Genomic DNA, 19,089 nt, shown 5'->3' with positions numbered 1-19,089 from the left:
GGTCACGCCTGCTGTCGATGCTGCTTTTCCAGCTTCTTGCGGATGCGGTCGCGCTTGAGGGTGGACAGGTAGTCGACGAACAGCTTGCCGTTGAGGTGGTCGCATTCGTGCTGGATGCATACCGCCAACAGACCTTCGGCGACTTCCTCGAAGGGGTTGCCATCGCGGTCGAGTGCCTTGATCCGGACCTTCTGCGGTCGGTCCACGTTCTCGTAGAAGCCGGGCACCGACAGGCAGCCTTCCTGGTACTGGTCCATTTCCTCGGTCAGCGGTTCGAACTCGGGGTTGATGAATACCCTCGGCTCGGACTTGTCTTCGCTGAGGTCCATGACCACGATGCGCTTGTGCACGTTCACCTGGGTCGCGGCGAGGCCGATGCCCGGGGCTTCGTACATGGTTTCGAACATGTCGTCGATCAACTGGCGCACCGCGTCGTCGACCACCTCCACCGGTTTGGCGATGGTCCGCAGGCGCGGATCGGGGAATTCGAGAATGTTCAGGATGGCCATATGCGTTTGTGATGCACTTGTGGAATCGATTGAAAATCCGCTGCTAAGATGGCGCGCAGCTTGAAAACGGCTTCAGACCGCGTCTCTCGCGGGCTTCGGGCGTTTCGCGTATGTCGACATGATAAAGGGATTCACTGCATGAGGAAATCACTAGTCGCCCTTCTGCTCCTTGCCGCGAGCGGTCTGGCGCAGGCCCAGGTCGACCTCAGGGAAGGGCATCCGGACCGCTACACGGTGGTCAGGGGCGATACCCTGTGGGACATCTCGGGGAAATTCCTCCGTCAGCCATGGAAGTGGCCGGAACTCTGGCACGCCAACCCGCAGATCCAGAATCCCCACCTGATCTACCCCGGCGACACCCTCAGCCTGGTCTACGTCGATGGCCAGCCGCGCCTGGTGTTGAACCGTGGCGAATCACGCGGGACCATCAAGCTGTCGCCGAAGATCCGCAGCACGCCGATCGCCGAGGCCATCCCGACCATCCCGCTGGACAAGATCAACAGCTTCCTGCTGGCCAACCGCATCGTCGATGACGAGAAGACCTTCACCAGCGCGCCGTACATCGTCGCCGGCAACGCCGAGCGGATCGTCAGCGGCACCGGCGACCGCATCTATGCCCGCGGCAAGTTCGCCGACGGCCAGCCGGCCTATGGCATCTTCCGCCAGGGCAAGGTCTACATCGATCCGAAGACCAAGGAAGTCCTCGGCATCAACGCCGACGACATCGGCGGCGGCGAGGTGGTGGCCACCGAAGGCGACGTCGCGACCCTGGCGCTGACCCGCACCACCCAGGAAGTGCGCCTGGGCGACCGTCTGTTTCCCACCGAGGAGCGTGCGGTGAATTCCACCTTCATGCCCGGCGAGCCGAGCCGCGAGGTGAAGGGCGAAATCATCGACGTACCGCGCGGCGTTACCCAGATCGGCCAGTTCGACGTGGTCACCCTGAACCGTGGCCAGCGCGACGGGCTGGCCGAGGGCAACGTGCTGGCGATCTACAAGGTCGGCGAGACGGTGCGCGACCGCGTTACCGGTGAGTCGGTGAAGATTCCCGACGAACGCGCCGGCCTGCTGATGGTGTTCCGTACCTACAAGAAGCTGAGCTACGCCCTGGTTCTGATGGCCAGCAGGCCGCTCTCGGTAACCGACAGGGTGCAGAATCCCTGACTCGAAACCCCCGCCTCGGCGGGGGTTTCGCGTTTCTGGGGGGAAGGAAATTTCATACGACGGTTTCCAGGATGGAAGCCGGACCCTTCCCCTCTTCCTGTCAGCGATGGACCTGCCTGCTATGGATGAGTCGCGATGAAGAACCATTCTCCAGCCGAACTGGAAGCACGGCTGCGCCTGCATGGCCTGCCCGAACTGGGACCCATGCGCTTCCTGCGCTTGATCGAGGCCTTCGGTTCGGCCTCTTCCGCGCTTGCCGCGCCAGCCGGCGCCTGGCGCACCCTGGGAGTGCCTGCCGAGGCCGCCGCCGCGCGGCGCAGCCCGGCGGTGCGGGAGGCTGCGGGTGAAGCCCTGCGCTGGCTGGAAGGTCCGCGCAGACACCTGCTGATGTGGGACGACCCGGGATACCCGGCACTGCTCGCCGAAGTCGCCGATGCCCCGCCGCTGCTGTACGTCGAAGGCGCCCCGGAGACTCTGGAACGGCCGCAACTGGCGATGGTCGGCAGCCGCCGCGCCAGCCCCGCCGGGCTGGGCACCGCCCGGAGCTTTGCGCGCAGCCTGGCGCAGGGCGGCTTCGCCATCACCAGCGGGCTGGCCCTGGGCATCGATGGCGCCGCCCACGAGGGCGCGCTGGAGGCGGGCGGCGCGACCGTGGCAGTCCTCGGCACCGGCCTGCGCAGGCTCTATCCGCGCCGCCACGAGGCGCTGGCACGGCGCATCGTCGAGGGTGGCGGCGCGCTGGTCTCGGAACTGCCGCTGGACAGCCCGCCGCTGCCGGCAAACTTTCCCCGGCGCAACCGCATCATCAGTGGACTCTCGCTGGGTGTGCTGGTGGTCGAGGCAAGTCCCGCCAGCGGCTCGCTGATCACCGCGCGGCTGGCGGCGGAACAGGGTCGCGAGGTGTACGCCATTCCGGGTTCCATCCACCATCCCGGCGCACGTGGCTGCCACCAACTGATTCGCGATGGCGCGCTGCTGGTGGAAAGCGTCGGGCACGTGCTCGAAGCACTGCGCGGCTGGGCGCAGGCGGAGCCAGCGGAAGCGCCTGCGCAGCCCCTGCCCCACCCTTTGCTGGCGCTGCTGCGCGCCGCGCCCTACACCAGCGAAGGCCTGGCCGCCGCCAGCGGCATGACGCTGCCCGACGTGCTGGCGACGCTCAGCGAACTGGAACTCGACGGCCGGGTCGCCTGCGAGGCCGGCACCTGGGTGCATCGCTCCGGCTGAAACCGTACACTTCGCGCACCCTGTCCGCTGGAGTGAGTCGATGATCAGCAGCTTTCGTGCGCAATGCGCCGCCCGGGTCGTCCGCGAGGGCGGCGTGATCGCCTATCCCACCGAGGCGGTATGGGGGCTCGGCTGCGACCCGTGGAACGAGGATGCGGTGTATCGCCTGCTGGCGCTGAAGGCGCGGCCGGTGGAAAAGGGTCTGATCGTGGTGGCGGCGAACATCCACCAGCTCGACTTCCTTCTCGAAGACCTGCCGGACGCCTGGCTGGACCGCCTGGCCGCTACCTGGCCGGGGCCGAACACCTGGCTGGTGCCGCACCAGGAGCGCCTGCCGGAGTGGGTCACCGGCGTCCACGACAGCGTCGCCGTGCGGGTCACCGACCACCCCCTGGTACAGGAACTGTGCCATCTCACCGGTCCGCTGATCTCCACCTCGGCCAATCCGGCCGGGCGCCCGGCGGCGCGCACGCGGTTGCGGGTGGAGCAGTACTTCCACGACGAGCTGGACGCTATCCTCGGCGGCGCCCTTGGCGGGCGCCGCAACCCCAGCCTGATCCGCGACCTGGTGACCGGACAGGTCATCCGCCCGGCCTGAGTACGCGCTTCAGGGCAACAGCACGGTCGAGCCGGTGGTTCGCCGCGCGGCCAGTTCGGTATGCGCCCTGGCTGCTTCGGCCAGGGCGAAGCGCTGGTTGATCTCGATGCGGATGTCACCGCGCTCGATCAGGCCGAACAGCTCGTCGGCCATCGCCTGGAGTTTTTCCGGGGTATCGGCGTAGCTGCCCAGGGTCGGCCGGGTCACGTACAGCGAACCCTTCTGCGAGAGGATGCCCAGGTTGACCCCGGTCACCGGCCCCGAGGCGTTGCCGAAGCTGACCAGCAAGCCGCGCGGCGCCACGCAGTCCAGCGAGGTTTCCCAGGTATCCTTGCCCACCGAGTCGTAGACCACCGGGCACTTCTTCCCGTCGGTCAGTTCGAGCACCCGCCGCGCCACGTTCTCATGGCTATAGTCGATGGTCTCCCAGGCACCGTGCTGCCTGGCCAGGCGTGCCTTTTCCGGCGAGCTGACGGTGCCGATCAGCTGCACTCCAAGGGCCTTGGCCCATTGGCAGGCGAACAGGCCCACGCCGCCCGCGGCGGCATGGAAGAGAATGGTTTCGCCGCCCCGCAGTTCGTAGGTCTGGCGCAGCAGGTACTGGGTGGTGAGCCCCTTGAGCATCACCGCGGCGGCCTGTTCGAAGTCGATGCCGTCGGGCAGGTGGACCAGCTTCTCCTCCGCCAGCACATGCAGTTCGCTGTAGGCGCCCAGCGGGCCGGTGGCGTAGGCGACGCGGTCGCCGACCTTGAAGCGGCTCACTTCGCTGCCCACCGCCTCGACCTCGCCGGCACCTTCGCTACCCAGTCCCGAGGGTAAGCCGGGGGCCGGATAGAGGCCGCTGCGGTAGTAGGTGTCGATGAAGTTCAGGCCAATGGCGCGATTGCGCACGCGGACTTCCCGGGGGCCCGGCTCGGCGGGTTGGTAGTCGCGGTATTCGAGGACTTCGGGGCCGCCGTAGGTAGCGAACTGGATGCGCTTGGCCATGCTGGAACTCCTGCTTCGTTAGGTTCTCGGACAGTCGCGCCGGATGGGCGACCACGGGCGAAGGCCTTCATCCAAGCCTTCCCCTTGACGGCCGTCAAGCGCCGGCTACCCATCCAGGGTGGTATGCTTGCGCCCTCGTTTCGTCGCCAGCCCGCGCCCCGCGCGGCCTCCCCGCTCCAAGGTGAACTCCGTGACCGACCGTATCGCCGCTGTCAAAACCTACCTGCTCGACCTGCAAGACCGCATCTGCGCCGCCCTCGAGGCGGAGGACGGCAAGGCCCGCTTCGCCGAGGACGCCTGGGAGCGTCCGGCCGGTGGCGGCGGACGGACACGGGTAATCGGCGACGGCGCATTGATCGAGAAGGGCGGGGTAAATTTTTCCCACGTCTTCGGCGATAGCCTGCCGCCCTCGGCCAGCGCCCATCGGCCGGAACTGGCTGGGCGCGGTTTCCAGGCGCTCGGCGTGTCGCTGGTAATCCATCCGGAAAACCCCCACGTGCCGACTTCCCATGCCAACGTGCGTTTCTTCTGCGCCGAGAAGGAAGGCGAGGAGCCGGTCTGGTGGTTCGGCGGCGGCTTCGACCTGACCCCCTACTACGCCCACGAGGAAGACTGCGTGCATTGGCACCGGGTCGCTCGCGACGCCTGCGCGCCGTTCGGCGCGGACGTCTACCCGCGCTACAAGGAATGGTGCGACCGCTACTTCCACCTCAAGCACCGCAACGAGCCGCGCGGCATCGGCGGCCTGTTCTTCGACGACCTCAACCAGTGGGACTTCGACACCTGCTTCGCCTTCATCCGCGCCATCGGCGACGCCTATATCGATGCCTACCTGCCGATTGTCCAGCGCCGCAAGCACACGCCGTTCGATGAACGGCAGCGAGAGTTCCAGGCCTATCGTCGCGGTCGCTACGTGGAGTTCAACCTGGTCTTCGATCGTGGCACCCTGTTCGGCCTGCAGTCCGGCGGCCGTACCGAATCGATCCTGATGTCGTTGCCGCCGCAGGTGCGCTGGGGCTATGACTGGAAACCCGAGCCGGGCAGCGAGGAAGCGCGCCTGACCGAGTATTTCCTCGCCGACCGCGATTGGCTCGCCGGCCAGCCCTGACCCGCCCGCAGGGGACGAGTCCGCTCGTCCCGTCCCACTCCGGCAAAGGAACGATCCATGGACCGCTATTGCGTATTCGGCAACCCCATCGGCCACAGCAAGTCGCCGCTGATCCACCGCCTGTTCGCCGAGCAGACCGGCGAGGCGCTGGTCTATGACGCGCAACTGGCGCCGCTGGACGATTTCCCCGGGTTCGCCCGGCGCTTCTTCGAGCAGGGCAAGGGCGCCAATGTCACCGTGCCGTTCAAGGAAGAGGCCTATCGTCTGGTGGACGAATTGAGCGAGCGGGCCACCCGGGCCGGGGCGGTGAACACCCTGATCCGCCTCGCCGACGGTCGCCTGCGCGGCGACAACACCGACGGCGCCGGCCTGCTGCGGGACCTGACGGCGAACGCCGGGGTCGAGCTGCGCGGCAAGCGGGTTCTCCTGCTCGGCGCCGGCGGTGCGGTGCGCGGGGTGCTCGAACCCTTCCTCGGCGAGTGCCCGGCACAGCTGCTGATCGCCAACCGCACGGCGCGGAAGGCCGTGGACCTGGCCGAGCGGTTCGCCGACCTCGGCGTGGTGCGCGGCTGCGGTTTCGCCGAGGTCGAAGGGCCTTTCGACCTGATCGTCAACGGCACCTCGGCCAGTCTTGCCGGCGACGTGCCTCCGCTGGCGCAGGGCGTGATCGAACCCGGCCGTACCGTCTGCTACGACATGATGTATGCCAAGGAACCGACCGCTTTCAACCGCTGGGCCGCAGAACGCGGTGCGGCGCGTACCCTGGATGGCCTGGGCATGCTGGTGGAGCAGGCCGCCGAGGCATTCTTCCTCTGGCGCGGCGTGCGTCCTGCCTCGGCGCCGGTGTTGGAGACGCTGCGCCGGCAATTGGCAACTGTCTGAGTTGTCAGCCGGCATTTGAGACGTGCGTCTCAAATTGGCTTCCATCTGACATGTAGGAATCACAAAACCGGGTTAAGACTTCAGGCTTCACTCACTCTCGAGCGCTGCCGATGAAAACCTTCGCCCGCCTGGCCGCCGGTCTCTGCATCTGCGCCATCGCCAGCCAGGCCAACGCCTGGTCGCAACCGACCCACAAGAATATCGTCAAGGACGCCCTGGCCTTCATGAACTCCTCCTACGCCACCGAGGAGATGCGCCAGGCCTACCGGTTCTACGTGAGCGCCGCCGGCAGCGAGGCGCAGGCCGGGGAGATCCTCGGCCAGGCGGCCTTCGACGTGGACGACTTCAAGGACACCCGTCTCGGGGGCTGGTGGGTCGGCTACGAACACGCGCCGCTGTGGGGCGCGGCTTCGGGCATCGTCAACTACACCTCGTACTGGCACTTCCTCAACCTGGCCCGCGACGGCGACTCCCATGGCAACCCCCACGGCGGCTACGACTACCGCTACCACAAGGTCGACGGCGGCATCGCCGACGTCGACTGGTACGCCATGGTCTATCTCTACAACCGCGAGCTGAAGCGCGAGGACTTCGACACCACCGAGGCGCACTACCGCCAGGGCACACGCTCGGACTGGCAGGAACACTACGGCGACTTCCAGACCGCCGCCTTCCAGCCGATCGACAACCTCGCCACCTACTGGTTCGAGCAGTTCCGCGCCGCGCCTTCGCTGCAAACCATCGGCTATGCACTGCACGCCACCGGCGACGTGGCCCAGCCGCACCATGTGTGGATCACCTCGGCCAACGGCCATTCCAGCTGGGAAGGCTGGGTCGACGATCACTACGCCAGCGAGAATCTCAACGACCCGGCGGCGGTGGCCAACCTGGTGGGGCGCTACGACCCGAGCAAGAGCATCCGTGACTTGCTCACCCAGACTGGCCAGGTCGCCTACGCACGCCCCGAACCGCTCTACGACACCAGCTACGAGACGCGCCTGCGGGTGGCGAAGGAGCTGATTCCCGAGTCCATCGCCCTGACCGTCACCGTACTGACCAAGGGCGCCAGCAGCTTCGATGCACCGACTGCTCTCTGATCGCGCCCGGGGCTGGCGTCGCGCACTGTGCGGGGTCGCTCTCGGGCTGCTGGCGTGGAGCGCCCATGGCGTTCCCGCCAAGGCGCCGCAGGATCTGCGGATCGACGGCGAGGTGCTGCCGGGGAGAAGCGTCGACCTGCTCGAGCAGGCTCTGTCGCGGGTCAAGTTCAACACCGACCCGCAGCAGTTGCGCCGTGGCCTGGTGGAAAACCGCCTGCTGGCGCGCGCGGTGGAAGACCAGCTCACCGCGCAGAGCCGCGCCGATCTCGAGGCCAGCGTGGAGATCGAGGCCGGCAACCTGCTCGAACAGGTATACGGCAGGCGCTACCGCGAGGACCTCGGGCCATACCTGCGCAAGCCCCGGGCCCTGAGCGCGGAGCGTTTGCGCGAGGTGCTGGCGCCGAGGAGTCGCGGCCTGGTGGAAAACAGCCTGCTGCTGGACGAGACGCAGCGCCACGAGGCGGCCGGGGTCGAGCTGATCGGCTGGCAGTTTCCCGGCCAGCCGGCACAGGTCCTCGACCTGCTATCGCTGTACGAAGGCGACAACGTCCAGGGCCAGGTGGAATTGCAACAGGGCAACCTCGCCTACCTGGCGCGCCAGGTCCAGACCCGCATCCGCCGCGACTACCTCTGGTACCGCCTGGCCCGGGACGGCTTCGGCCCGGCAGAGCGGCAGGGCGTGAGGACCCTGGTGCGGGACAAGCTGGTGCGCCATCGCTATCTGCACCAGATCGGCCTCTACAGTGATTTCCACCATGAGTCCGATGCGCTGCGGGAACTCGCCGGCAAGGTCAGCGACAAGGACGCCGAGGCCTACTATCGGCGCAACCTGGAGCGTTACCGCAACGTCGCGCAGGTGCAGGCGGCGCATATCCGCCTGGCCGACCAGGCGAGCGCGGACAAGGTCTACGCCGAGTTGCGCAGCGGCCTGGCCTTCGACGAGGCGGTACGCCGCTATTCCCTGGCCGACGACAGGGACCGCGACCCGCCCGGCGACCTAGGCCTGATACGGCCCCAGGACAGCCGGCTCGACCTGCTGCGCAAGACTGCGCTGATCCAGAAGGCCGATACGGTTTCCCAGCCGATGCGCATCGACGGCGCGTTCGAGATCGTCCGGGTGCGTAGCCGCGAGGATCGCCAGTTGCCCCTCGACGACCGTAGCGTGCGCTTCGAGGTGAACCAGGCGGTGGCGCGCGAGCAACTGGCAGCGCAGTTCGAGACGCGCCTGCGCAACCTGCTGGCCGGCGCCAAGGTGGAAGGCTTGTGAAGCGCTGGCTCGGCGTTGCCCTCGGCTGCAGCGGGCTGGCGATCGCCCTGGCCTGCGCCGGCGTGTTGCTGGCGCCCGCCGAAATGGCCGCTTCCTCGTCTTCTCCACCGCCAGCCAGGACGCTTGCGGCGCTGCCCGCGGTCGACGACCGTCCGCCGCCGCTGGCGCCGGTGCGATCGCAAGCGGCGGCACCGGCGTACGAGACGGAGCCGCCGGCGGCGGAGCTGGATCGCGAGCAGGCGATCCAGTTCATGCAGATGCTGCGCGACGAGGGCGACCCGCGCAGCCCGCCGCTCGGCGGCCTGCAACCGCGCCGGGGCGCGACGGCGCAGGAGCTGGCCGATCCGAAGCAGTACCAGGCGTTCGAGGAACGCCAGACCCGCGAACTGGTACAGGCCTACACCAGCGGCGTACAGCAGATCCCGGAAATCCGCGCGCGGATCGAGGCGGCCGAACAGGGTGGCGAGCGCAGCGCCGAGGAAATCGACGAGGCTCGCGCCGCCCTTGGACAGTTGGAGATGATGCGCGACAAGCTGCAGCGGGAATCGCCGCAACTGCTGCCCGGCGAGAGCGCACCGACATCGCCGGCCGCGCCCTGAGCGTCAGCCTTCGTAGTGCAGGCGGCAGCCTTCGTCGGCCTGCCGGCCCAGCGCTTCGCGGACCTGCGGGCGAGCGTGGCGCAATACCAGGCGGCGGCCCTCGGCGTGCAGGCGGCGGGCTTCCTGCTGCAGCAGCACTGCGCCGGCGAAGTCGATGAAGTTCACCTGGCGGGCGTCCAGCACCAGCCGTGGCCTGTCGCATTGGCGCATGAGGCGTTGCAGGTAGTCGCAGGCGCCGAAGAAGATCGAGCCTTCGATGCGCAGCACTTCTTCCTCGTCGTTGCGCTGGTGCAGTACGCGTGGTGTCGAGGTGCGCCGCAGGTAGAAGAACAGCGACGCCAGCACTCCCGCGTAGATGGCGTTCTGCAGCGGCAACAGCAGCGTGGCCAGGGCGGTAAGGCCGGCCACCAGGCATTCGGCGCGGCCGCTGCGGTAGAGCGCGCGGAGCGCCGGGCGGTCGATCAGGCCCCAGGCGATCAGCAGGATGCCTGCGGCCATCGCCGGCAACGGTACATGCTCGATCAGGCGCGCACCGAGCACGGCCAGCAGTGCCACCCAGAGCGCTGAAAACGCACCCGCCAGCGGGGAGCGCGCCCCGGCTTCCAGATTGAGCCCGGAGCGGGTGAAGGAACCCGCCGACAGGCTCGCCGACAGCCAAGGCCCGAGCAGGTTCGACAGGCCCTGGGCGCGGACCTCCTGGTTGGCATCGAACGCGTCTCCCTGGCGCGCGGCCAGGGCGCGGGCGATCGACAGGCTGGTGACCAGCCCGAGCATGCCGCAGGCCACCGCCGCAGGTAGCAGGTCGAGGATCGATCGGGAATCGAAGACCAGCGGAGCCCAGCCCGGCAGTGCGCTCGATAAGGCCTGCACATGGGCTACCGAGGCGAAGGTCCCGGGTAGCGCCCAGACCAGCGTGGCACCGCCCAGCAAGCCAAGCAGCAGGGCCGGCCAGCGTGGTCGCAGGCGCCTGACCAGCAGGCTGAGCGCGAAGCTGAAGCCGCCCACCAGCAGCGACGGGCCGTCGAACTCGGCGAACCGCGCCAGCAGCCGCCAGCCGTTTCCCGGCCCTGCGCCCTCCCCGCTCGCGGCCAGGCCGAGAAGATAGGGCAGTTGGCCGAGGACGATCAGCAGCGCCGCGCCAAGGCTGAAGCCGAGCATTACCGAATGCGAGACGAAATTGACCAGCGAACCGACGCGCAGGACGCCGAGCAGCCACTGGAAGGCGCCGGCGAGAAAGGTCAGCAGCAGCACGGCCTGGACGTATTGCGGGCTGCCCAGCGGCGCCAGCGGGGCCACCGAACTGAACAGCAGCACCGAGATCGCCGCGGTGGGACCGCTCACCAGATAGCGCGACGAGCCCCACAGGCAGGCGATCGCCACTGGTAGCATCGCCGCATACAGGCCGTACTCCGCTGGTAGGCCGGCGATCAGCGCATAGGCCATCGATTGCGGCAGCGCCAGGATCGCGCCATTCAGGCCGACCCAGGCCTCGCGCCCGAGCGTGCCCCGGCGCAGCCCCGGTAGCCAGGCGAGGAACGGCAGCAGACGCGTCCACATGGCGCTATGGCTGGCCGCGAACCGCGGCCAGGGCGTCGCCGCCGTCGCGGCTGGTCACCCCTTGCAGCCAGGCCTCGAGCACCCGCGGGTTGGCCTTGAGCCAGGCGCGGGCCGCCGAGGCCGGAGTCGCCGTGCCTTCCAGCGCGTCGCTCATCAGGCGGTTCTCCATGTCCAGGTCGAAGCGCAGGTTGGCCAGCAGCCGCGCCGGGTTCGGGCACTGCGCGGCGTAGCCCTTGCGTGCCAGGGTGTAGACTTGGCCGCGGTCGCCGAAGTACTGCTCGCCGCCTTCCAGGTAGCGCAGGTCATGGCGGATGTTCATCGGGTGCGGCGTCCAGCCGAGGAACACCAGCCAGCGCTGGCGCTTCTCGGCCCGGCCGAGTTCGGCGAGCATCGCCTGCTCGCTGGACTCCACCAGCTTCCAGTCGCCGAGGCCGAACTGGTTGGCGTCGATCATCTTCTGGATCGACTGATTGGCCGGCGAGCCGGAGCCGATCCCGTACAGCTTGCGGTTGAAGCGTTGCCCTTGCGTGGCGAGGTCTTCGAAGCGGTGTACGCCGGCGTCCCAGACATAGCGCGGCACCGCCAGGGTGAAGCGGGTGCCGTCGAGGTTGCGGCCGAGGCGTTCGACCCGGCCGCTGGCGACGAACTTGTCGTGATAGTCCTGGTGCGCGGGCATCCAGCCGCCGAGGAAGGCGTCCACCTGGCCGTCGCGCAGGCCGCCATAGATGATCGGCACCGACAGGGTATCGATCTTCACCTGGTAGCCGAGGCTTTCCAGGAGAAACGCGGCGATGGCGTTGGTCACCGCGATATCGCTCCAGCCTGGATCGGCCAGCCTGACGCGGGCACAGGCGGGGTCTTCGGCGTATAGCGAGGCGCTGCCCAGGAACAGGGTGGCGGCCAGCAGGCAGGTGGGAAGCCGGTTCATGGAAGTGCCCTCGTGCTCAGGGTTGCGGGAAGCGCGCGCGGCGCTCGAGATCGTCCAGGTCGATATGGTTGCGCATGTACTGCTGGCTGGCGTCGACCCATGGCTGGTGGTCCCAGCTGGCCAGCCGTCCTCGCGCCAGCGCGGCGGCCACCAGGCGTCGGCGGCGCTGGCTGTCGAGTACGGCGCGGGTGATCGCGGGGATGTCCCAGCGTCGCCGGGCCTCGTCGAGGAACGCCTCGAACGTTCCGCGGTGGGCCGGACTGGCGGCGAGGTTCTCGCGCTCCTGCGGGTCGTTGCGCAGGTCGTAGAGCAGGCAGGGGTCCTGCTCGGAGTAGATGAACTTGTAGTCGCCGCGGCGGATCATCATCAGCGGGCTGAGGGTGCCCTCGGCGGTGTATTCGCCGATCACCTCGTCATGCCCGCTGCCGTCGTGCAGGTGCGGCAGCAGCGAGCGGCCTTCCAGCGGCAGGCGTGGATCGACCTGGCCGCCGGCCAGCTCCACCAGGGTCGGCAGCAGGTCCACGGTGGATACCGAAGCGCCGATGCGGCGCGGCGCGAAGCGCGCCGGCGCATGGACCAGCAGCGGCACGCGCGCGGCCATCTCGAACCAGTGCATCTTGTACCAGAGGCCGCGCTCGCCAAGCATGTCGCCATGGTCGCCGGAGAACACCACGATGGTGTCGTCGGCGAGCCCGCATTCCTCCAGGGTCGCCAGCAGCGCACCGATCTGCGCGTCGACGTAGCTGCAGGCGCCGAAGTAGGCACGCCGGGCGGTGCGGATGCGCTCCTCGGGCAACGGCTTGTCCCACAGGTCGATGACCTTCAGCAGGCGTTGCGAATGAGGGTCCTGCTCCTCCTGGGCGAAGCGCTGGCGCGGCAGAGGGATGTCCTCGTCGCGGTAGAGATTCCAGTAGCTCGCCGGGATGCTGTAGGGGTCGTGCGGATGGGTCATCGACACGGTCAGGCAGAATGGCTGGCCGGCGTGCTGGCGAACGTGGTCGTAGAGGTACTGGCGGGCCTTGAACACCACCTCCTCGTCGAAGTCCAGCTGGTTGGTGCGCACGCAGGGACCGGCCTGCAAAACCGAGGACATGTTGTGGTACCAGCTCGGGCGCACCTCCGGCTCGTCCCAGTTCACCGCCCAGCCATAGTCCGCCGGATAGATGTCGCTGGTCAGGCGTTCCTCGTAGCCGTGCAACTGGTCGGGACCGCAGAAGTGCATCTTGCCCGACAGCGCCGTGCGATAGCCGAGGTTGCGCAGGTAGTGGGCATAGGTGGGGGTATCGGCGGCGAAGTCGGCGGCGTTGTCCCAGGCGCCGATGCGGGTAGGTAAGCGGCCGCTGACCAGGGTGAAGCGCGACGGCGCGCAGAGCGGGCTGTTGCAGTATGCCGAGTCGAACACCACGGCCCGTTCGGCGAGGCGCGAGAGGTGAGGCATGCGCAGCACCGAGCGCGGATCGTGAAGCGGCAGCAGCGGCGCGGCCATCTGGTCGGCCATGATGAACAGGATGTTCAGCGAGGTTTTCATCGGGCGGCTTATCCCATGCGATTGGGTTATGCGATAGTGCTACGTCGATCATCAGTGCATCGAAATCCCTGGTAAACCGCATGGGGCTGGATGCGTTGGATAAGCCTGGCTTATGGGAGAACGCCTCATGCCGCCGTCCCTCGACCTGCTCCGGGTATTCGAATCCGCCGCCCGCCAACTCAGCTTCACCGCTGCCGCCGAGGAACTGGGGACCACCCAGCCTGCGGTCAGCCAGCAGATCAAACGCCTGGAGAAAGAGCTGGCGACCCCTCTGTTCCAGCGCGTCCATCGAGGCATCGTGCTCACCGACGCCGGCCAGCTCCTGCTCCGCCACGTGGCCGCCGGCCTCGAGACGATCGATGCCGGCATCGCCGCGTTGGGCGCGCGCCAGCGCCATGAGGTGCTCCAGGTGGCCACCGACTACGCCTTCGCCGCCTACTGGCTGATGCCGCGCCTTCCGCGCTTCCACCAAGCCCATCCGCACCTGGACGTGAGCCTGGTGACCAGCGAGCGCGGCCTGGCCGGCCAGCGCGGCGATATCGATGTGGCGATCCTGTTCGGCGACGGTCGTTCCAAGCACGGCGAAGCGCACCGGCTGTTTCGCGAGGAGGTGTTCCCAGTCTGTAGCCCGCGGCTGGTCGAGGGATTGCAGTTGCCGCTGGCCAAGGCGCACCTGGCGCGCCTGCCGATGCTGCATCTGAAGCCGGCGCAGCACGCCCGCTGGTTCGACTGGCCGGCGTTGTTCGAAGCGTTGGCCATCGATCGGCAGCCGATTCCGGCGGTGCTCAGCTTCGACAACTACACCTTGCTGATCCAGGCGGCCATCGCCGGCCAGGGCGTGGCCATCGGCTGGCGCCACTTGGTCGACGACCTGCTCGAACAGGGGCTGCTTTGCCGGCCCATAGGCGAGAGCTGCCTGTCGCGATGCGGGTACTATGCGGTATTGCCGGAGCGCAAGCGGCGCCAGCGGCTGGTCGACGGTTTCGTCGACTGGCTGCAGGCCGAGTTGCAGGCCGGCGGCGCTTGAAGAGGTGACGATGAACGAGTATTCCACCCCCCGCATCCAGGGCTTCCATGCTCACGTCTATTTCGATGCGCAGAGCATCGAGCGAGCCCGCGCCCTTTGCGAAGAGGCGGCGCGGCGCTTTCCGCTGAAGATGGGGCGGGTCCATGAGCGGCCGGTAGGGCCACATCCGGACTGGAGCTGCCAGCTGGCATTCGCTCCCGAGGTGTTCGGCGAGCTGGTGCCCTGGCTGGCCATCCATCGGCAGGACCTGGTGGTGTTCATCCACCCGGTCACCGGCAACGATCTGGTCGACCATCGCGACCGAGCCATCTGGATGGGAGCCATTCGCCCACTGGACCTGTCGATCCTGGACGAAGGCCCGCAACGCTATGACTTCGCCGTGCCTTGAGGCGCGGTCATCGTCATCCAGTCGTGCAGTTCGCATTGCAGCTCGCCCAGTGCCGTCACCAGGTCGTCGACGGCATCGGCGCGCTTGCGCACGGAGCTTTCGCCGCAGGCGATCTCCAGTTGGTGGCAGGCGCGTTCAACGGCGTGGGCGTGGATCAGCGAGGCCATGCCCGCCAGGCGGTGTGCCAGCTCGTTGAGTTCCTGGGTCTGCTCGCGCTCCTGGGCGCGCCGCAGCTTGCGGGTATCTTCGTTGTTGCTGGTCATCAGCTGCGCGACGAGCAGGCGGCTGATCTCCGGTTGATTGGCGCGGTCGCCCAGGGCGGCGGTCAGGTCGAACGTTCGCATGGGATCCTCAGATCAGCTCGTGGCGGCGGGCGAAATCGATCAGGCCGGCCAGGGAGTGGGCGTTGAGTTTCAGCATGATGCGTGACTTGTAGGTGCTCACGGTTTTCTCGCTGAGGAACAGCTGCTGGGCGATGGCCTTGTTGGTATTGCCGTTGGCCAGGTACTGCAGCACGGTCATCTCGCGGTCGGAAAGGCTTTCCAGCATGCGGGCCTCGTTGTCGCGGCTCTGCTGGTTGATGCTACGCAACGCCCCGGTGGGGAAGTGGATGTAGCCGGCCAGCACGGCCTTGGCGGCGAGCAGCAGCTCGGAGAGGTTTTCCCTTTTGCTGACGAAGCCCATGGCGCCGGCCTGCAGGCAGCGCGGGGCGAACTGCGCCGGATTCTGCCGGGTCAGGACCAGGACCTTGGTGTCCAGCTTCAGGGACTTCAGGCGGGCTATCACTTCGAGACCGTCGATCTTGGGGATGCCGATGTCCAGGATGGCCAGGTCGGGAGACTTCTTGCGGGCTACCTGCAGGGCTTCGGCACCGTTGTCGGCCTCGCCGACGATGGTGAAACCGTCGCGCTCGAACAGCAAGCGCACGGCCAGGCGGATAGCGGGATGATCATCGACGATCAGCACCTTACTCATGCGAACCTTCTTTGAATGCGTTGGCTATTTGGGTAAGGCGCTATTCAAGGCTTCGGCAGAGTCGGCGGACAATAAGACATTTCTGAAAATTACCGTGAAATTTTCCTCACGGTTCTGGCAGCGTGCAACGCAAGGCCAGGCGCAGCGGGTTACCTGCGCCTGGCGAATGCCGCTGTCAGGGTCTGTCAGCGTGCGTTGCGCACGCCTTCGGCCAGCTCGCCGCACAGGGCGAGGACGTCCTTGACCGCCTGGGCATTGTCGCGGGCCTTGGCGATCCGGTCGATCAGCGCCGAGCCGACCACCACGCCGTCGGCCAACCGCGCGACCGCGGCGGCGTGTTCGGCGCTGCGGATGCCGAAGCCGATACCGATCGGCAGGTCGGTATGTCGGCGCAAGCGCGCCACCGCTTCCTCGACGTGCTCCAGGGTCGCCGCGTTGGCGCCGGTGACGCCCGCCACCGACACGTAGTAGACGAACCCGGAACTGCCTTCGAGCACCGTCGGCAGGCGTTGGTCGCCGGTGGTCGGGGTGGTCAGGCGGATGAAGTCGAGGCCGGCGGCCTGGGCCGGGTGGCAGAGGTCTTCGTTGTGCTCCGGCGGCAGGTCGACCACGATCAGGCCGTCCACTCCCACCTCCTTCGCCTCGGCGATGAAGCGCTCGACGCCGTAGTGGTGGATCGGGTTGAAGTAGCCCATCAGCACCAGGGGCGTCTCGCTGTCGCCGCTGCGGAATTCGCGGACCATCTGCAACGTCCTGGCCAGGGTCTGGCCGCCTTCGAGGGCGCGGATGTTGGCCAACTGGATGGCCGGGCCGTCCGCCATCGGATCGGTGAACGGCATGCCCAGTTCGATCACGTCGGCTCCGGCCGCCGGCAGGCCTTTGAGGATTTCCAGGGAAGACGCGTAGTCCGGGTCGCCGGCGGTGACGAAGGTCACCAGGGCGGCGCGGTTTTCCTGCTTGAGCTGGGCGAAGCGGGTCTGCAGGCGGCTCATGCTTTCGACTCCTGTTGCATGTGGTGCATGACGGTCTGCATGTCCTTGTCGCCGCGACCGGACAGGTTCACCACCATGATGTGCTCCTTGGGCAGGCTGGGCGCACGCTTGAAGACCTCGGCCAGGGCATGGGAGCTTTCCAGTGCCGGGATGATGCCTTCGAGGCGGCAGCAGGTGTGGAAGGCCTCCAGGGCTTCGTCGTCGGTGATCGAGGTGTACTCGACGCGGCCGGTGTCGTGCAGCCAGGCGTGTTCCGGGCCGATGCCGGGATAGTCGAGGCCGGCGGAGATGGAGTGTGCGTCGATGATCTGGCCATCCGCGTCCTGCAGCAGGAAGGTGCGGTTGCCGTGCAGCACGCCGGGAACCCCGCCGTTCAGGCTGGCCGCGTGCTTGCCGGTGTCGATGCCGTGGCCGGCGGCTTCCACGCCGACGATCTGCACCCCGGCGTCGTCGAGGAACGGGTGGAACAGGCCCATGGCGTTGGAGCCGCCGCCGATGCAGGCGACCAGCGAATCGGGCAGGCGCCCTTCCTTCTCGGCCAGTTGCTCGCGGGTTTCCTTGCCGATCACCGCCTGGAAGTCGCGGACCATCGCCGGGTACGGATGCGGGCCGGCGACCGTGCCGATCAGGTAGAAGGTGCTGTCGACGTTGGTCACCCAGTCGCGCAGCGCCTCGTTCATGGCGTCCTTCAGGGTACCGGTGCCGGCGGTCACCGGGATCACCTCGGCGCCCAGCAGCTTCATGCGGAAGACGTTGGCCTGCTGCCGGTCGATGTCGGTAGTGCCCATGTAGATCACGCACTGCAGGCCGAAGCGCGCGGCGACGGTGGCGGTGGCCACGCCGTGCATGCCGGCGCCGGTCTCGGCGATGATGCGTTTCTTGCCCATGCGCCGGGCCAGGAGGATCTGGCCGATGCAGTTGTTGATCTTGTGCGCGCCGGTATGGTTCAGCTCCTCGCGCTTGAGGTAGATCTTCGCCCCGCCGCAGTGCTCGGTCAGGCGCTCGGCGAAGTAAAGCGGGCTCGGCCGGCCGACGTAGTCGCGCTGGAAGTAGGCCAGTTCCTCCTGGAACGCCGGGTCGTCCTTGGCCTTCTCGTACTCGCGGGCGAGGTCGAGGATCAGCGGCATCAGGGTCTCGGCGACGTACTGGCCGCCGAAGCGGCCGAACAGGCCCTTGGCGTCGGGGCCGTTGCGATAGGAAGTCATGGAGGGCTCCAGGAAATGACGTATGGGCAGAATCTAATCCCCCCGCCGGGTAAAAGAAACCGATAAGATTGCTCAAACCTGTCAGGAAAACTCACGAATAGCCATGAGCCGCGACCTCCCTTCCCTGAATGCCCTGCGCGCTTTCGAAGCCGCTGCCCGGTTGCACAGCATCAGCCTGGCGGCTGAGGAACTGCACGTTACCCATGGCGCCGTGAGCCGGCAGGTGCGGTTGCTCGAGGACGATCTCGGGGTGGCCCTGTTCGGCAAGGATGGACGCGGCGTAAAACTCACCGATTCCGGCGTTCGCCTGCGTGACGCCTGCGGCGATGCGTTCGAGCGACTGCGTGGCGTCTGTGCCGAGCTGCGCCGGCAGACCGCCGAGGCCCCGTTCGTCCTCGGCGTACCCGGCAGCCTGCTGGCGCGCTGGTTCATCCCGCGGCTGGACCAGCTCAACCGTGCCCTCCCCGACCTGCGCCTGCAACTGTCCACCAGCGAGGGCGAGTTCGATCCGCGTCGTCCCGGCCTGGACGCCATGCTCTGGTTCGCCGAGCCGCCCTGGCCGGCGGACATGCAGGTCTTCGAGCTGGCGCCCGAGCGCATGGGCCCGGTGCTCAGCCCGCGCCTGGCGCGGGAAACCGGCCTGTCCCAGGCGCCCGCCGCGCGGCTGTTGCAGGAGCCGCTGCTGCATACCGCCTCGCGGCCCCAGGCCTGGCCGGCCTGGGCCGCGAGCCAGGGGCTGGCGGCGGAGGCGCTGCGCTATGGCCAGGGGTTCGAGCATCTCTACTACCTGCTGGAAGCGGCGGTGGCGGGCCTCGGCGTGGCCATCGCCCCGGAGCCACTGGTCCGCGACGATCTCGTCGCGGGCCGCCTGGCGGCGCCCTGGGGCTTCATCGAGACCGACGCGCGCCTGGCCCTGTGGGTACCGGCGCGCCTGCACGATCCGCGTGCCGGGCGTCTGGCGCAATGGTTGCGGGAGCAGTTGGCAGGCTGAGCGCTGGCGATTTGCTGCACTTTTCCGGCTCGGCTAGTGTCCATTGAACAGAGGCGCCCGTCG

General features: G+C 67.8%; 20 protein-coding genes. 11 read left to right on the top strand and 9 right to left on the bottom strand.

The genetic code is table 11. The features are described 5' to 3' along the window. Nucleotides 1-2: 2 nt before the first annotated feature. Nucleotides 3-509, bottom strand: coding sequence for a peptide deformylase (def, locus tag HMPREF2886_RS00285; protein ID WP_003097293.1), 507 nt, complete (start codon nucleotides 507-509; stop codon nucleotides 3-5). Between the two features lie 138 nt (nucleotides 510-647). Between def and HMPREF2886_RS00280 the strand changes: the two genes are divergently transcribed. From HMPREF2886_RS00280 to HMPREF2886_RS00270, 3 genes are all read left to right on the top strand, one after another. Further along, on the top strand, nucleotides 648-1,673 hold the full coding sequence (locus HMPREF2886_RS00280) for a LysM peptidoglycan-binding domain-containing protein (RefSeq protein ID WP_003097294.1): 1,026 nt from the start codon (nucleotides 648-650) through the stop codon (nucleotides 1,671-1,673). Between the two features lie 135 nt (nucleotides 1,674-1,808). After that, complete coding sequence (gene dprA / locus HMPREF2886_RS00275) at nucleotides 1,809-2,897, top strand: DNA-processing protein DprA (protein WP_003123764.1); 1,089 nt, start codon at nucleotides 1,809-1,811, stop codon at nucleotides 2,895-2,897. Between the two features lie 40 nt (nucleotides 2,898-2,937). After that, entirely contained in the window at nucleotides 2,938-3,495 is a 558-nt protein-coding gene (locus tag HMPREF2886_RS00270; protein WP_033968205.1) for an L-threonylcarbamoyladenylate synthase type 1 TsaC, read from the top strand. A gap of 9 nt (nucleotides 3,496-3,504) precedes the next feature. Here HMPREF2886_RS00270 and HMPREF2886_RS00265 read toward each other — a convergent pair whose 3' ends face one another. After that, on the bottom strand, nucleotides 3,505-4,482 hold the full coding sequence (locus tag HMPREF2886_RS00265; RefSeq protein ID WP_039027020.1) for an NADPH:quinone reductase: 978 nt from the start codon (nucleotides 4,480-4,482) through the stop codon (nucleotides 3,505-3,507). A gap of 190 nt (nucleotides 4,483-4,672) precedes the next feature. Between HMPREF2886_RS00265 and hemF the strand changes: the two genes are divergently transcribed. The 5 genes from hemF (at nucleotide 4,673) to HMPREF2886_RS00240 (ending at nucleotide 9,435) form a co-directional block, all read left to right on the top strand. Then, nucleotides 4,673-5,590, top strand: a complete 918-nt coding sequence (gene hemF, locus HMPREF2886_RS00260) for an oxygen-dependent coproporphyrinogen oxidase (protein ID WP_003097311.1) — start codon at nucleotides 4,673-4,675, stop codon at nucleotides 5,588-5,590. A 57-nt stretch (nucleotides 5,591-5,647) separates the two neighbouring features. Then, nucleotides 5,648-6,472, top strand: a complete 825-nt coding sequence (gene aroE, locus HMPREF2886_RS00255) for a shikimate dehydrogenase (RefSeq protein WP_033978595.1) — start codon at nucleotides 5,648-5,650, stop codon at nucleotides 6,470-6,472. A gap of 110 nt (nucleotides 6,473-6,582) precedes the next feature. Next, nucleotides 6,583-7,569 (top strand): phospholipase C/P1 nuclease family protein, encoded by a 987-nt coding sequence (locus HMPREF2886_RS00250; protein ID WP_033978594.1) that lies wholly within the window; start codon nucleotides 6,583-6,585, stop codon nucleotides 7,567-7,569. Continuing rightward, a complete protein-coding gene (locus tag HMPREF2886_RS00245) occupies nucleotides 7,550-8,836 on the top strand; it encodes a peptidylprolyl isomerase (RefSeq protein WP_033978593.1) in 1,287 nt (428 codons plus the stop codon). The genes HMPREF2886_RS00250 and HMPREF2886_RS00245 overlap by 20 nt, the downstream gene beginning before the upstream one ends. Then, nucleotides 8,833-9,435, top strand: coding sequence for a hypothetical protein (locus tag HMPREF2886_RS00240; protein WP_058018493.1), 603 nt, complete (start codon nucleotides 8,833-8,835; stop codon nucleotides 9,433-9,435). The genes HMPREF2886_RS00245 and HMPREF2886_RS00240 overlap by 4 nt, the downstream gene beginning before the upstream one ends. Before the next feature lie 3 nt (nucleotides 9,436-9,438). On the opposite strand, the gene HMPREF2886_RS00235 is transcribed toward HMPREF2886_RS00240, so the two are convergent. Genes HMPREF2886_RS00235 through betC form a run of 3 tightly spaced genes read right to left on the bottom strand, consistent with a single transcriptional unit; the run spans nucleotide 9,439 to nucleotide 13,448 of the window. Then, nucleotides 9,439-10,992, bottom strand: coding sequence for a SulP family inorganic anion transporter (locus HMPREF2886_RS00235; protein WP_058018494.1), 1,554 nt, complete (start codon nucleotides 10,990-10,992; stop codon nucleotides 9,439-9,441). Between the two features lie 4 nt (nucleotides 10,993-10,996). Then, the gene (locus HMPREF2886_RS00230; protein ID WP_039027024.1) at nucleotides 10,997-11,920 is read right to left on the bottom strand and encodes a choline ABC transporter substrate-binding protein; all 924 of its coding nucleotides are present in this window, start codon (nucleotides 11,918-11,920) and stop codon (nucleotides 10,997-10,999) included. Between the two features lie 16 nt (nucleotides 11,921-11,936). Then, nucleotides 11,937-13,448 (bottom strand): choline-sulfatase, encoded by a 1,512-nt coding sequence (gene betC, locus HMPREF2886_RS00225; RefSeq protein WP_070746573.1) that lies wholly within the window; start codon nucleotides 13,446-13,448, stop codon nucleotides 11,937-11,939. A 112-nt stretch (nucleotides 13,449-13,560) separates the two neighbouring features. Between betC and HMPREF2886_RS00220 the strand changes: the two genes are divergently transcribed. Then, complete coding sequence (locus HMPREF2886_RS00220; RefSeq protein WP_033968196.1) at nucleotides 13,561-14,475, top strand: choline sulfate utilization transcriptional regulator; 915 nt, start codon at nucleotides 13,561-13,563, stop codon at nucleotides 14,473-14,475. A gap of 10 nt (nucleotides 14,476-14,485) precedes the next feature. Continuing rightward, complete coding sequence (locus HMPREF2886_RS00215; protein WP_024918132.1) at nucleotides 14,486-14,863, top strand: DOPA 4,5-dioxygenase family protein; 378 nt, start codon at nucleotides 14,486-14,488, stop codon at nucleotides 14,861-14,863. On the opposite strand, the gene HMPREF2886_RS00210 is transcribed toward HMPREF2886_RS00215, so the two are convergent. From HMPREF2886_RS00210 to trpB, 4 genes are all read right to left on the bottom strand, one after another. Further along, a complete protein-coding gene (locus HMPREF2886_RS00210; RefSeq protein ID WP_033968195.1) occupies nucleotides 14,842-15,207 on the bottom strand; it encodes an Hpt domain-containing protein in 366 nt (121 codons plus the stop codon). The two genes, HMPREF2886_RS00215 and HMPREF2886_RS00210, sit on opposite strands and share 22 nt — an antisense overlap. A gap of 7 nt (nucleotides 15,208-15,214) precedes the next feature. Continuing rightward, nucleotides 15,215-15,838 carry a response regulator transcription factor gene (locus HMPREF2886_RS00205; protein WP_003111192.1) on the bottom strand — a complete coding sequence of 208 codons (624 nt, stop codon included), beginning with the start codon at nucleotides 15,836-15,838 and terminating at the stop codon, nucleotides 15,215-15,217. Between the two features lie 185 nt (nucleotides 15,839-16,023). Next, nucleotides 16,024-16,830: a tryptophan synthase subunit alpha gene (trpA, locus tag HMPREF2886_RS00200; RefSeq protein WP_003120671.1), complete on the bottom strand. Its 807-nt coding sequence runs from the start codon at nucleotides 16,828-16,830 to the stop codon at nucleotides 16,024-16,026. Next, entirely contained in the window at nucleotides 16,827-18,035 is a 1,209-nt protein-coding gene (gene trpB, locus HMPREF2886_RS00195; protein ID WP_003097340.1) for a tryptophan synthase subunit beta, read from the bottom strand. Before trpB ends, trpA begins: the two co-directional genes overlap by 4 nt. A gap of 103 nt (nucleotides 18,036-18,138) precedes the next feature. Here trpB and trpI point away from each other — a divergent pair, with 103 nt between their 5' ends. Continuing rightward, nucleotides 18,139-19,026, top strand: a complete 888-nt coding sequence (gene trpI, locus HMPREF2886_RS00190) for a trpBA operon transcriptional activator TrpI (protein WP_042169879.1) — start codon at nucleotides 18,139-18,141, stop codon at nucleotides 19,024-19,026. Nucleotides 19,027-19,089: the final 63 nt, after the last annotated feature.

This window comes from Pseudomonas sp. HMSC066A08, assembly GCF_001813025.1.
GTDB lineage: Bacteria > Pseudomonadota > Gammaproteobacteria > Pseudomonadales > Pseudomonadaceae > Pseudomonas > Pseudomonas aeruginosa.
Note: the sequence above shows the minus strand (reverse complement) of the source record. Positions and strands in the feature narration are given on the sequence as shown.